14 protein-coding genes are annotated in these 14316 nt (G+C 39.7%); 10 read left to right on the top strand and 4 right to left on the bottom strand.

What is annotated here, in order from left to right:
* The first annotated feature begins 46 nt into the window (after positions 1–46).
* From ABT310_RS10100 to ABT310_RS10080, 5 genes are all read left to right on the top strand, one after another.
* Complete coding sequence (locus ABT310_RS10100) at positions 47–250, top strand: membrane or secreted protein (protein WP_375323782.1); 204 nt, start codon at positions 47–49, stop codon at positions 248–250.
* Positions 251–281: 31 nt separating this feature from the next.
* Positions 282–842, top strand: coding sequence for an RNA polymerase sigma factor (locus ABT310_RS10095; RefSeq protein WP_375323781.1), 561 nt, complete (start codon positions 282–284; stop codon positions 840–842).
* 63 nt (positions 843–905) lie between these two features.
* Complete coding sequence (gene lipA, locus ABT310_RS10090; RefSeq protein ID WP_375323780.1) at positions 906–1781, top strand: lipoyl synthase; 876 nt, start codon at positions 906–908, stop codon at positions 1779–1781.
* Positions 1782–1808: 27 nt separating this feature from the next.
* The gene (gene gap, locus ABT310_RS10085; protein WP_375323779.1) at positions 1809–2819 is read left to right on the top strand and encodes a type I glyceraldehyde-3-phosphate dehydrogenase; all 1011 of its coding nucleotides are present in this window, start codon (positions 1809–1811) and stop codon (positions 2817–2819) included.
* Positions 2820–2866: 47 nt separating this feature from the next.
* Positions 2867–5038: a response regulator gene (locus ABT310_RS10080; protein ID WP_375323778.1), complete on the top strand. Its 2172-nt coding sequence runs from the start codon at positions 2867–2869 to the stop codon at positions 5036–5038.
* Here ABT310_RS10080 and lpxK read toward each other — a convergent pair.
* Complete coding sequence (gene lpxK, locus ABT310_RS10075) at positions 5035–6030, bottom strand: tetraacyldisaccharide 4'-kinase (protein ID WP_375323777.1); 996 nt, start codon at positions 6028–6030, stop codon at positions 5035–5037. The genes ABT310_RS10080 and lpxK overlap by 4 nt on opposite strands.
* A 48-nt stretch (positions 6031–6078) precedes the next feature.
* Between lpxK and ABT310_RS10070 the strand changes: the two genes are divergently transcribed.
* Both ABT310_RS10070 and ABT310_RS10065 read left to right on the top strand, forming a co-directional pair.
* Positions 6079–7173, top strand: coding sequence for a Nif3-like dinuclear metal center hexameric protein (locus tag ABT310_RS10070; RefSeq protein ID WP_375323776.1), 1095 nt, complete (start codon positions 6079–6081; stop codon positions 7171–7173).
* A 5-nt stretch (positions 7174–7178) separates the two neighbouring features.
* A complete protein-coding gene (locus tag ABT310_RS10065; RefSeq protein WP_375323775.1) occupies positions 7179–7958 on the top strand; it encodes a zinc ribbon domain-containing protein in 780 nt (259 codons plus the stop codon).
* A 293-nt stretch (positions 7959–8251) separates the two neighbouring features.
* Here the strand turns inward: ABT310_RS10065 and ABT310_RS10060 are convergent, their stop codons facing one another.
* Positions 8252–9601 carry an FAD-dependent oxidoreductase gene (locus ABT310_RS10060; RefSeq protein WP_375323774.1) on the bottom strand — a complete coding sequence of 450 codons (1350 nt, stop codon included), beginning with the start codon at positions 9599–9601 and terminating at the stop codon, positions 8252–8254.
* Positions 9602–9726: 125 nt separating this feature from the next.
* Here ABT310_RS10060 and ABT310_RS10055 point away from each other — a divergent pair, with 125 nt between their 5' ends.
* Genes ABT310_RS10055 through ABT310_RS10045 form a run of 3 tightly spaced genes read left to right on the top strand, consistent with a single transcriptional unit; the run spans position 9727 to position 12701 of the window.
* A complete protein-coding gene (locus tag ABT310_RS10055) occupies positions 9727–9831 on the top strand; it encodes a DUF2256 domain-containing protein (RefSeq protein ID WP_375323773.1) in 105 nt (34 codons plus the stop codon).
* Between the two features lie 34 nt (positions 9832–9865).
* Positions 9866–11209, top strand: a complete 1344-nt coding sequence (locus ABT310_RS10050) for a DASH family cryptochrome (RefSeq protein ID WP_375323772.1) — start codon at positions 9866–9868, stop codon at positions 11207–11209.
* A complete protein-coding gene (locus ABT310_RS10045; RefSeq protein WP_375323771.1) occupies positions 11169–12701 on the top strand; it encodes a cryptochrome/photolyase family protein in 1533 nt (510 codons plus the stop codon). The genes ABT310_RS10050 and ABT310_RS10045 overlap by 41 nt, the downstream gene beginning before the upstream one ends.
* Positions 12702–12836: 135 nt before the next feature.
* Here ABT310_RS10045 and ABT310_RS10040 read toward each other — a convergent pair whose 3' ends face one another.
* Together ABT310_RS10040 and ABT310_RS10035 are read right to left on the bottom strand one after the other, a co-directional pair.
* Positions 12837–13385 carry a ClpP family protease gene (locus tag ABT310_RS10040; protein WP_375323770.1) on the bottom strand — a complete coding sequence of 183 codons (549 nt, stop codon included), beginning with the start codon at positions 13383–13385 and terminating at the stop codon, positions 12837–12839.
* Between the two features lie 67 nt (positions 13386–13452).
* Positions 13453–14289, bottom strand: a complete 837-nt coding sequence (locus ABT310_RS10035) for a hypothetical protein (RefSeq protein WP_375323769.1) — start codon at positions 14287–14289, stop codon at positions 13453–13455.
* Positions 14290–14316: the final 27 nt, after the last annotated feature.

Below are 14316 nucleotides of genomic sequence, written 5' to 3'. Positions count from 1 at the left end.
ATAAGCTTTCGCTCGGTATTTTGTACCTTTGCATAAAAGTTGGATTATGAAGTTAGTACTATTGACCATAGGCCTTTTATTGCTCGCATTTGCAGGCATTGCCATAAAAATATGGGGCAAAAAAAATGGTGAGTTCGCCGGTACCTGCGCTAGCCAAAGCCCATTTTTAAACAAAGAAGGAGAAGCCTGTGGGTTCTGCGGGAAACTGCCAAGCGAGCAAGATTGTAAAAAAGACACAGTTACCCAGTAATTAATCTTTATATTTAGGATAAAACCCATTTTTGGAGAAAACCGAAGATTCCATTAAAGAGATTATTCAAAAGGCAAAAAAGGGAAATCAAATTGCCTTTAGCACGCTTTTGGATACTTTTTGGAACGACGTTTATGGTTTTCAAATGCTCCGAACCAAGAATGAAAACGACGCCGAGGACATTACTATCCGAACATTTTCAAGGGCCTTCGACCGAATTGAAACTTACGATGAAGCCTATGAATTTAAGACTTGGCTCATCACTATTTCCAAAAATTTACATGTGGATTTGCTCCGAAAACGCAAAAAAAGCTTTTTGGACGAGATGGAAGCTCGAGGCGATGAAGTAAAGCGGGTTTTGGATGAAACTCCTTCCGTGGAAGATCAATTGATCATTGAACAAAACCTTGCCAATTTGTTGCAAGACATCAAAAAATTAAAACCCCATTACCAAAAGGTGATCAACCTACGCTATTTTAACGAAATGAGCTATGCCGACATCGCCAAGGAGCTCAACGAACCTGTGAATAACGTCAAGGTAAAATTGCTCCGTGCCAAAAAATTGTTGGCCGAAATCATCAAGAAAAAGTGATAGCCCTTCGGGTATCAACTTTCGTCCCCAGTTTAGTATCTTTGTAAATCCAAATTTGTTTGTATGAGCACAAGTGTGGCAGAAAATGTTCTCCCCCCAAAAGGAAAACCAAAATGGTTACGTGTAAAACTTCCAACAGGCAAAAAATACACCCAGCTAAGGGGGCTTGTAGATAAGTACGACCTGCACACCATTTGCACTTCTGGTAGTTGCCCTAATATGGGCGAATGCTGGGGCGAAGGAACAGCTACTTTTATGATTTTGGGAAATATATGTACACGTTCCTGTGGATTTTGTGGTGTAAAAACCGGAAGACCCGAAAGTGTGGATTGGGCAGAACCCGAAAAAGTGGCGCGCTCCATCAAAATCATGAAAATTAAACATGCCGTACTTACTTCAGTAGATAGGGATGACTTAAAGGATATGGGTTCCATCATCTGGGCAGAAACTGTTAAAGCGGTCCGAAGAATGAACCCTGAGACCACCATGGAAACATTGATTCCCGATTTTCAAGGAATTTCCACTCATTTGGATAGACTTATTGAGGTGGCCCCTGAAGTGATATCACACAACATGGAAACCGTAAAAAGATTGACCCGTGAAGTGCGAATTCAAGCCAAATACGAAAGAAGCTTGGAAGTGTTGGATTATTTAAAGAAGAATGGAGCCAACAGAACCAAATCTGGAATTATGCTTGGTTTAGGGGAAGAAGAACATGAGGTCATCGAAACCATGGAAGACCTTCGAAGAGCAAATGTGGACGTGGTTACGATCGGTCAATATTTGCAACCCTCCAAAAAACATTTACCGGTAAAACAGTTTATCCTTCCTGAACAATTTAAAAAGTACGAGGAAATAGGTTTGGAAATGGGTTTTAGGCATGTGGAAAGTGGCGCATTAGTACGTTCATCATACAAAGCACACAAGCACATTCAGTAACCCAACCAGCCAACACCTCCCCATCCAATGAAAAAAATTACCATAGGAATAAATGGCTTTGGGCGTATCGGGAGAACTCTTTTTAGGCTCTTGTTGAACCATCCTAATATTTCGGTGGCAGCCATTAACGATTTGGCGGATGCCAAAACATTGGCCCACCTTCTTAAGTATGATAGCATTCATGGTGGCTTACATGCAACCATATCCTCAGAAGAAAACCATATAGTTGTTGAGGGCATCAAGATTCCCATAATAAACCAGAATCATCCTAAAGATATAGATTGGGCGGCCCACCAAGTGGATATTGTGGTAGAAGCTACCGGGAAATTTAAAAAAGAAGCACAACTTCAGTATCATTTGAGCAATGGCGCCAAAAAAGTAATTCTTTCCGTTCCCCCAGAAGAGGAAAGCATTAAAATGGTGGTTTTGGGGGTAAATGAAGGTATTATCGAGGCCGAGGACGAGATCATTTCCAATGCTTCGTGTACCACGAACAATGCCGCTCCCATGATCAAGGTAATCCAGGAGCTTTGTGGAATTGAGCAAGCTTACATCACCACGATACATTCCTATACCTCTGATCAGAATTTGCACGATGCCCCTCACCGTGACCTAAGAAGGTCAAGGGCCGCTGGACAATCCATAATCCCAACGACAACAGGAGCCGCCAAAGCACTGACCAGTATTTTTCCTGACCTTTCGGATGTTATTGGCGGATGTGGAATTCGAGTTCCAGTACCCAACGGTTCGTTAACGGATATTACCTTTAACGTCATCAAAGAAACATCCATTGAAGAAATAAATAGTACCTTTAAAAAACATTCAGAAAGCGATTTATACGGTATTTTGCATTATACCGAGGACCCTATTGTTTCTATCGATATAAACAATAGTTATCATTCTTGTACGTTTGATTCTTTGATGACCTCGGTAATTGGAAAAATGGTGAAAATTATCGGTTGGTACGATAATGAAACTGGATATTGTTCCAGGATAGTCGATTTAATAGAATTGCTTATAAAGAAAAATTACGTTTGATCTTAGGTTTTTCATTAAACATATACCTCAGGAAATTTTTATTCCTCTTGTGCATTCTTTTGTGCACTCAATCAATTATTGCCCAAAGCGACGAAACCTCTACAGCCGAGGTCAAAGCCATTTTAGACAGTTTTGCTAAATACAGACATCAAAACAAAATAGACAAGGCAATAGAGACATTGGATGAGGCCGCTAACATTGCCGAAAAAAATGAAGACTCAAAATTACTGGTCGATACCTATCATCAATATGCACGATTATTTATAGAGGAAGAGGATATAGATGGTGCTTTTGGTTATTTCGCTAGAACTGGAGTATATCTTAAAGATATGTCCTATCCTTTTGCCGAAGCATTTCATTTGTATTTGGATGCTGCGTTCCGTTTCCACGAGGGCAATAATTTTCAAGCATTAAAATCGCTTCAAGACGCAAGAAAAATAAGCAACAATAGAAATTTGGGCAATAATATCCTTTTGTTGGAAGCTTATATTTATACCAACATCACCAATTACGACGATGCCATTAAAAACCTGCATGCCCTAATTGTGAATGCAGATGACAAAGAAAGAGCCTACCTGGCTACCAAGGCAAATCTTCAGCTTACCCGTATTAGCATTACGTTGAATGATTATGAAGAAGGAATAATTCATTCAAAAGCAGCACTGGAATTGGCCCAAAAACACGGTTTCACCAAAGAAATAAAAATAGCATACGAGCAGCTTTCCGAAATTTATGCCGCAAAGGAAAATTACCAGGAATCTTTATTCTACACACAAAAGCTCGGTGCAATTCGAGATTCCGTTTACAATATTGAAAAAATAGCATTGGAGTCCGAAACTGCCAATACAATTCAGTTGGAACACCTCCAAACTGAAATGAATAAGCTCCAGGCACAAAATGAAGAATTGAGCGAATCGAAAAACCGCTCGGAAATTACCGCAATACTAACTTCCGCCTTCTTGACCATTATCTCGCTTTTGGCCGTTTCCTTGTTCCGCAACAACCAAATAAAGCTCAAGACCAACGATTTATTATATACCAAGAACAAAGAATTGGAGTTGGCTAGGGATGCTGCGGTAAGTGCCATGGAAGCCAAAACCAACTTTTTGTCCACGGTAACCCATGAGTTGCGAACGCCACTCTATGCCGTAACAGGGCTAACACATTTACTGCTGGAGGAAAACCCTTCCGACCATCAAAAAGAACATTTAAAATCGCTGAAATTTTCCGGGGAATATCTACTGAACTTCATCAACGATATTCTTCAAATCAATAAAATTGATGCCGAAAAATTGGAGCCCTTGAACATCGAGTTCAAATTACACAAAGTGCTGACCGATGTGGTAGAATCGCTCCAACAAAACGCCCACGAAAATAAGACCAAGTTGATTTTGGATTACGATTCCAAAATTCCATCACAGTTAATGGGCGACCCCATTAAATTGTCACAGATTTTCATGAACCTTGTGGGCAATGCCCTTAAGTTCACCAAAAATGGAAAGGTAGAAGTTATTGCCAAGCTGTTGACCAAAGAGGACAATCAGGTAAAACTATATTTTGAAGTACGGGATAATGGTATCGGGATTTCCGAAGACCAACAACATACCATTTTCGACAGTTTTGAGCAAGGTTCGGTGCAAATCAACCGAGAATATGGCGGTACAGGACTGGGATTGACCATTGTTAAAAGCTTATTGGGCTTGTTCGGCAGCACCATTTTCCTTGAAAGTGAACTGGGCCATGGTAGTTCGTTCTTCTTTGAGTTGGATTTGGAATATGAGAATGCATCAAACGAGACCCTTAATTTTGAACTGGATGCAAGCGAATTCCAATTTAAAGGCTTGCATATACTAATAGTTGAAGACAATAAAATCAACCAGGTGATCACCAAAAAAATGTTGACCAAAAAAGAGATTACCTGCGATATTGCCAACAACGGTAACGAAGCCATTGATTTGGCCAAAGAAAACCACTACGATGCCATTCTAATGGACATCCACATGCCAGGAATCAGCGGAGAGGAAGCTACCCGTCAGATACGAAAGTTCAACCCAGATATTCCAATTATTGCCCTAACTGCCATTTCATTGGATGATAGTTTGGATAGTTTTTATGAAGCTGGCTGTAACGATGTGGTGACCAAACCTTTTAAACCGGAAATATTTTATCAGAAAATCGGAGAGAATATTTTTAGAAGCCGCATGCAGGGTTCCGTTTAAAACAACCTTTGAAGTGACTCCTTCAAAAAAGAGCTGTCAGATTCATTAAACTGATGGGCTACTTCCAAATAAAAAAGCTGCTCCACCCTGCCCGCTAATCGAACAAAGTCTTTTTCGGTGGCAAGTATTTGGTTGAAGCCACTAAATCGCTTTAACTCTTCATCTGTAAAATGATGATGATCCCCAAACTGAAAATGTTCAAATTCCAATCCCAACGATTTTAGGTATTGAACCAAAGGTTCAGGAGAAGCAATTCCCGTAACTAAAGCAAATGATTCCTTCTTTAGACTAGAAAGCGGTATTCGCTGAGTTCCGTCCGAAATAAAATCAGCATACGACAAACAGGCGAAAAGCACTTTTTGATGAGATTCTGGATGCAGATTAAGCGTGATATTTTTCTTCTCTTCTTCAGATATTGAATCCGGACATTTGGTCACCACAATAACATCTGCCCGTTTAGCGGCAATTTTTGCATCTCGTAAATCTCCTGTGGGCAAATACCAATCATTTACATATAATTTGGAATAGGCCGTTAGCAAAATTGTCATGGTAGGCTTCACCCATCGGTGCTGCATGGCATCGTCCAATACAATTATCTCTGGTTTTACCGTCCTCTCCAAATTTTCAATCCCATTTCGTCGGTCACCATCAACAGCCACACGTACTTGAGGAAATTTTTTGTGAATCTGAAAAGGCTCGTCCCCCAAATCCAATACCGTACTACTTTCATCCGCCAATACATAACCTTCGGATTTTCGTTTGTAACCTCGGCTTAGAACAGCCACTTTTTTGTCTATCAGCATACGAAGGATAAACTCGGTCATGGGTGTTTTACCCGTACCCCCCACACTAATATTCCCAACACAAACGGTCGGCGTAGAAAAAGATTTGGATTTAAAAACTCCGGTATCAAACAGAAAATTTCTCAGATACACCACCAAGGCATAGATCAAAGAAATGGGAAAGGCTATTTTGCGAAGCACTTGAAGCATTGAACGAAAATATAATATTTTATCTTTAGCACACCTAACAAAAGTAAAATGACCGTTAACGACATAGCAAAAGTACTGGAAGAATTGGCTCCTTTGGCCCATGCTGAATCATTTGACAACATTGGTCTTTTGGTTGGGAGTCCAACCATGGAAGTAACTGGTACTCTAGTGACTTTGGATACGCTGGAAAATGTGGTGGACGAAGCCATTGAAAAAAATTGCAACTTAATTGTAAGCTTCCACCCCATCATTTTTAAAGGACTAAAAAAATTAACAGGCAGTAATTATGTAGAACGTGTTGTAATCAAGGCCATTGCAAACAATATTGCCATTTACAGCATGCACACGGCATTGGACAATAGCAAAATAGGCGTCAACGCTAAAATTTGTGAAATTTTGGGACTACAAAATCCTCAAATAATGATTCCAAAAGCCGATACCCTTAAAAAGCTGACCACCTATGTCCCTTTGGCTGATGCGGATAAGGTAAAAGAAGCCCTTTTTACTGCCGGGGCAGGAGAAATTGGCAATTACAGTCATTGTAGTTACAGTTTAGAGGGCGTTGGAAGTTTTAAACCAGAAGAGGGTGCCAATCCCAACTTGGGCACAGTGGGGGAAGTACATAATGAAAAGGAAGCCCAAATCAATGTTGTTTTTTCATTTGAAAAGGAAAAACAAATTTTAAAAGCCCTTATAGAAACACACCCCTATGAGGAGGTGGCGTATGAAATTTTTACCATGGAAAACTCCAATAAAAATATTGGAATGGGAATGATGGGCACCCTACCAACCGAAATGGATGAAACTGAATTTTTGCATCGGGTAAAAAATCGCATGAATGCGAGTGTGGTTCGACATTCCAAATTGCTGAACAAAAAGGTAAAAAAGGTAGCTGTTTTGGGCGGAAGTGGCGCCTTTGCCATAGGAGCTGCGAAAAAAGCTGGAGCCGATATTTTTGTGACTTCAGACATTAAATACCACGAATTTTACCAAGCCGAAAACCAATTGGTAATTGCCGATATCGGGCACTTTGAAACTGAGCAGTTTACAAAAGATTTATTGGTTGATTATCTTACGAAAAAAATTCCTAATTTTGCAGTCTCTTTATCGGAGAGTATAACGAATCCCATCAAGTATTTATAACATATATGGCGAACAAGAAAGAAAGCACTGTAGAAGAAAAGTTGAGAGCATTGTACGATCTACAACTAATCGATTCCAGGGTAGATGAAATCCGCAACGTTAGAGGCGAATTGCCTTTGGAAGTACAGGACTTGGAAGATGAAGTTCTTGGTCTTAGGACAAGAATCGACAAATTGAAAACAGATGTTGAAACCGTCAACTTCGAAATTTCTGCCAAGAAAAACCTTATCGACGAATCCAAAGCACTCATTAAAAAATACAGTGAGCAGCAAAAAAATGTAAGGAACAGTCGTGAATTCAACTCTTTGACCAAAGAAGTTGAGTTCCAAGAATTGGAAATCCAGTTGGCCGAAAAGAACATTAAAGAGTTCAAGGCGCAAATCGAGCAGAAAAAAGAAGTTATCTCCCAGACCAAAGAAAAATTGTCTGAGCGCGAAGGACACCTTAAACACAAAAAAGGGGAGTTGGATGCCATCTTGGCCGAGACCGAAAAAGAAGAAAAAGCCCTTTTGAAGAAGTCTGAGGAATACGAAGAACAAATCGAAGAACGATTGATCAAGGCCTACAAAAGAATCCGCAACAATGTGAAGAACGGTTTGGCCGTTGTTCCTGTTGAGCGTGGTGCTTCCGGTGGTTCATTCTTTACCATTCCACCACAGGTTCAGGTAGAGATTGCTTCCCGTAAAAAAATCATCACGGATGAACACAGTGGCCGTATTTTGGTAGACCCATTATTGGCCGAAGAAGAACAAGACAAAATGGAAAAGTTATTTTCTAAGATTTAATTTCCATTTAGCAGATATAAAAAAGCCACCTTTAGGTGGCTTTTTTGTTTGTATACGTTGTCATTTCAATTGAACTAAGAGATTGAGAAATAATAGGGTCACTGAGCGGAGTCGAAGTGCCCATATAGGATAAACAATTTCAATAAAAAGCAAAAGGTCACTTCGACTCCGCTCAGTGACCTTTTAAATTAATTCTTTCGAGATAATTAGTGTAGTTCGTGTTTAAAGTAGATAAGCATGTCAAACTAAAAAGCACAAAAAGAGATTTCTCCCATTCGGTCGAAATGACAAGATTAATGATCATCCAATAATTTAAGAATCATTTCCTCCACTTCTTTGGAATTCCATTTTTCTTCAATGTTGGGCAATCGCATCACCTGCTGCATAATAGCCTCCTGTTGGTCTCCAATAGCCAAGGCCTCGGCATAGGGTTTATCGGAAAATGTGACTCGACTGTACACGGGCACCCATTTATCGGGATGGTTGGCCGCAAAATGCTTTTCAATTTTCTTTTGCAACAAAAATTTTGGGTCCGCCGTTTTACTGCTCATCTCCACAAAATTCCTATAACTCAACTCGGCAATAGCATCCGCATTGGGTTTTCGTTCCCTCTGATATTCATCAAAAATACCATCCCAATCGTCGCCATGTTTTTCCATCAGTTGGTCGAGCACATAAATGTCTTCGAAACCTGCATTCATGCCCTGCCCATAAAAAGGTACAATGGCATGGGCTGAATCGCCCACCAAAGCCACTTTGTTCCAATAGGTCCAAGGATAGCATTTCATGGTGACCATGGCACTCGTAGGGTTATTAAAAAAGTCTTTGGTCAAGTCTTCAATTTCCATGCGGACATTAGGAAAATACTCTTTAAAAAATGCTCTAGCCTCTTCTTCGTTGGTAATACTTTCAAATGAAACTTCTCCTTCAAAAGGCAAGAAAAGCGTACAGGTAAAACTACCATCGATATTGGGCATGGCAATAAGCATAAACTCCCCTCGTGGCCAAATATGAAATGAATTTTTATCCAGTTTGTGCGTGCCGTCTGCGTTGGCCGGAATGGTCAACTCCTTATACCCTACATCGATAAAATTCTGGGAATAATTAAAGCGGCTACGACGTTGCATTTTATGACGAACCCTGGAAAAAGCGCCGTCACATCCAAAAATTATATCGAATTGATATTCTTGCCATTCCCCTTTTTCAGTTTCACCGGTATAAATCTTGGCTTCTGGCAAATCTACATCCCAAACTTTCTCATTGAACTTAAAAACCGTTCCAGCCTCCTCAGCCAAATCAATCATTCGTTTGTTTAGAATTCCACGGGAAATGGACCAAATGGCCTCGCCATCCTTTCCATACTTTTGAAAATAAACAGGAGTATCGTTCACATGCATGGCACGCTTATCCAGCGGAATGGCTATTTCTTTGATTTGATCTTCCAATCCTACCTTGCGCAAAGACCTCCAGCCCCTATTGCTCATAGCCAAATTAATGGAGCGCCCTGAAAACTTAATGGTCCTAATATCGGGTCTTCTATCAAAAACGGTAACGCTGTGGCCTTTTTTACGAAGATAAATTGCTAAAAGTGATCCCACCAATCCCGAACCGATGATGGCTATATTTTTTGAAGTCTGTGCCATAGTTGACCTTAAGGGCCTATTTTAATTGATCGTAAAAATACGGATTTTGCCCGTCTATATGGTTCCCTATTCTTCTTTGAGTTATTTTGTTTAATTATTTAGTATTTTTATTAAACAATATTACAATGACCCATAAAAAGGAAAAATTACCGTCCAAAACATGCTTGGTTTGCCAAAAACCCATGGTTTGGCGCAAAAAATGGGCAAAAAACTGGGACGAAGTAAAATAATGCAGTGAACGCTGTAGAAGAAACAAATAACGCCATGGCGACCCATTTAGTTTGGTTTGGAAATAATTTACGGGTAAAGGACAACCAAGTTTTGCAAGCAGCATGTAACGCTGAAAACGTAATTGCGGTGTACTTTTTTGACCCTAGACACTTTGAAACCAACGCATTCGGCTTTAAAAAAACGGAGCGGTTTAGGGCAAAGTTTCTGATTGAAAGTGTTTTGGCACTTAAGCAAAACTTAGCCAAACTCAACATTTCTTTATTGACCTTCCAAACAAAACCTGAGGACAAAATCCCAGAATTGATTGAGACTTTTAACATTGAAACGGTTTATTTTCAAGAAGAATGGACCACGGAGGAAATGGCGATAATTCATAAGGTGAAAACTCATGCACCCAAAACATGCTCTTTTGTCTCCTTCTTTGATCAATTTTTATTTCATCCAGATGATATTCCTTATGCTTCATTTTCCCATATACCGAATGTATTCACAACGTTTAGAAAAAAGTGTGAGGCGCATGTACAAGTTCGACCTATAGTCCCAATTCCTCCTCCCAAACCTAAACAGAACATGGTAGAAGACCCTACTTTTCTTCCAAGTTTAAAAGATTTGGGGCTGGCAGATTTCAACCCTGACCATCGATCCGCTTTTCCTTTTCATGGTGGCGAACCTGAGGCCGAAAAACGGATTCAGGAGTACTTTTGGGAAACCGAACAACTTGCATATTACAAACGAACCCGAAATGGATTGCTTGGCAAAGATTACAGCTCCAAACTTTCGGCGTGGCTTGCCAATGGTTCGATTTCTGCCCGCACCATTTATTGGGAAGTAAAACAATTTGAAAAAGAGGTCACCAAAAACCAAGACACGTATTGGCTCATTTTTGAATTGATTTGGCGCGATTATTTTAAGTACATCTCCCTTAAATATGGAAACAAAATTTTTTATCTAAGGGGTATTTTGAATCGCAAATACGAGTGGGAAACAAACAATTCCAAAACATTGGATTGGATCAATGGAAATACTCCAGATGACTTTGTGAACGCCAACATGCTCGAACTTAAACAAACAGGTTGGATGAGCAATAGGGGACGACAAAATGTGGCCAGTTATTGGTCGAAACAACTCCACCAAGATTGGAGAGTTGGGGCTTCCTATTTTGAATCCTTGCTCATTGATTATGATGTGCACAGCAATTGGGGCAATTGGATGTACAACAGTGGTGTTGGAAACGACCCTAGAAACAGAACATTCAATACCCAAAGACAGGCCGAAATGTACGATCCAAATAAGAGATTCCAAAAACTTTGGCTACAACCTACGTTATTCCAAGCGTATGAAAATTTTAAGATTGATCTTGGGCGATCAGCTCAATAGCAACCATAGTTGGTTTAAAAATGTGGACGCGGAAGTTATTTATGTAATGGCTGAAATGCGACAAGAAACAGACTATGTTAAACATCATATTCAAAAAGTGGTCGGTTTTTTCTTGGCGATGCGGAACTTTGAAGACTTCCTTAAACAAAAAGGACATATCGTAGAATATTATAAAATTTCAGATGAAAAAAATCCTCAAAACCTACCTGAAATCATTCAACAGCTCATCCAAAAGCATGAAATTGAAAGGTTTGAATTTCAACTACCCGATGAATATCGCTTGGATCAACAACTGAAAGGCATTTCCCAACAATTATCAATTCCAACAGAAGTATTTGACTCGGAACATTTTTACACCTCTCGAGATGAACTGAACCAATTTTTTAAAGGCAAAAAACAGTTATTGATGGAAAGTTTCTATCGCATGATGCGCAAAAAACACAACATCATGATGGTTGGTGATCAACCCGAAGGCGGTCAATGGAATTTTGACCAAAGCAATCGAAAAAAATGGGATGGTGAACCAAAAATTCCTAAGGAATTGAATTTTAAAAAGGATGTTTCAGCACTTATTGCGGAAATCGAAGAGGCCGAAGTCACCACCTTCGGTACTATTGACCCTAAAAATTTCAACTGGCCCACTACTCGGAAAGAAAGTCAAGAATTGCTCACCTTTTTTTGCAAAAATTTATTGCCACATTTCGGCGACTATCAAGATGCATTGCATACCAATGAAAAATTTCTGTTTCATTCCAGATTGTCATTTGCCATGAACAGCAAATTAATTTCTCCCAAAGAAGTTATTGATACCGTACTGAACCATTTCCGTACACAAAAGGATACTATTGACATTTCTCAGGTGGAAGGATTTGTAAGGCAAATTTTGGGGTGGCGTGAGTACATGCGAGGCATTTATTGGAAAGAAATGCCTTCCTACTCCAAATTGAACTGTTTGGAAAACCACAATCCACTCCCTAATTTTTTCTGGGATGGAAACACAAAAATGAACTGTTTAAAAAAGTCCATCGAACAAAGCTTGGACGACGCCTATGCGCACCACATTCAACGATTGATGGTCATCGGTAATTTTGCCCTGCTTGCCCAAGCCCACCCCGATGCAGTGGATGCTTGGTATTTAGGGGTTTATATTGATGCTTTGGAATGGGTAGAAATCACAAACACGAGAGGCATGAGTCAATATGCTGATGGTGGACTTGTTGCGACCAAACCTTATGTGAGCAGTGCCAATTATATAAATAAGATGGGCAACTATTGTAAAAACTGCCATTACAGTCATTCTAAAAAAATTGGGGACAAAGCCTGCCCTTTCAATGCACTGTATTGGAATTTTCTAAAAGAGAAGCGGCCTCATTTTGAAGACAACCCAAGAATGGGCATGATGCTTCGCTTGTTGGACAAAAAAGATCCGCAAGAACTCAATGCCCTTACTGAAAGAGCAAAAGAAATCATTAAAAACCCTGACTCCTTTTAATTTTAACAAATCCTTAAAATCTAGTGACACCCAACTTGTCGTATATAGTATAAATATTCCGCTACGGCGTCTATATATAAAAAGTCCTTCACAATACATTGCGAAGGACTTTTCACTTTTTTATAGGTATTAGGATTATTCCAAGATACCGTCCACAATCCCATATTCCACGGATTCCTCGGCACCCATCCAATAATCACGATCAAAATCTTTCATGACTTTTTCAAAGGATTGACCGCAATTTTCAGCTAAAATTTTGGCGCCCAATTCCTTGGTCTTGATAATTTCCTTAGCCTGAATCTCGATATTGGAAGCTTGCCCCCTTGCACCACCACTAGGCTGGTGAATCATTACACGGGCATGAGGCTGAATAAATCTTCTTCCCTTTTCACCCACGGATAAAAGAATGGAACCCATTGAGGCTGCCAAACCGGAACATACCGTTGAAACCGGACTTTTTATTTGCTTGATAGTATCATAAATCGCAAAGCCAGAGGTTACATAACCCCCAGGGCTATTAATGATCAGTTGAATTTCATCATGGTTCTGAAGATCTAAATAAAGTAATCTATCGATGACATGCTTGGCAGAATCATCATCTACCTGCCCCCATAAAAACACTTTACGTTCTTCCAGTAACTTTTCCTGAATCAATTCCTGAACTTTTCCTTTTTTTGAACTCATTATCGTACTTGTTGTAAGCTTCAAAAATAATCAAATTCCAAGGAAGTTTGGCTACATGTTCATCACATTAGCGCGATTGCGATTTTATCTCTACTTTTTGCGACACTACGTCCTTGATTGGAATCACGAATTTTCCTGTTTCGGTCAAAAGGGTAAGACTGTTGTTTTCAATGGCTTCAATGACTCCTTCATTTTCACCGATCACAATTTTATCGCCTACAGCATAGGTTTTTCGGGTATAAAATGATTTTAAAATATCAGCAACCACTTCTCTACTGCCCAATCCGATCCCCAATGAAAAAGCCAAAAGAAAAGAGCCCAGCACCAAGGTGATATTGTTGGTAATAATCGTGGTGTCCACACCTGCTTGGTTAAGGGCCGTAATGGACATAAAAATGACAATCACATAAAATAAAAGGTTGCTCACCAAATTGGAACCGCCAAACTCAAACGAATCAAACACCCTTTTTACCGTGTTTTTTACAAAGTTGCCAATGTAAAAACCAATCATCAATAGCACCAATGCACTAAAGAAGCGAGGCAGGTAATGCAAGAGGTTACCTATTTCCACCGAAATAATGGTCCAGTTCAAAATATCGGCGGCCACAATCAAAAAGGCCAAAACCAGTAGCCATTTTACAAAGCCCAAAATAATTTTAATTACATCAATGCTAAAATCTCCCTTGCCTGCCATTTCCATGCCGTTGATTTTATCGTTGAGCATATCGACTTTGGCCAATTTTAGGATTTTCCCCAATAAGAATAGCACCAGTTTAATGAATAGCCACCCAACAATGAGCACCACAATGGCCCCAAGTATTTTTGGGAAAACCTTTGCTATTTCCTTACCCATTCCGGAAAGTGAGTCGAGGGTAACCTCTTTCCAATTGTTGATTGTTTCCATAGTTGTTGTTTATTTATAGTGTTCTGT

Source organism: Flagellimonas cixiensis, assembly GCF_042134615.1.
GTDB lineage: Bacteria > Bacteroidota > Bacteroidia > Flavobacteriales > Flavobacteriaceae > Flagellimonas > Flagellimonas cixiensis.
This window is presented reverse-complemented; position numbering and strand designations above follow the sequence as displayed.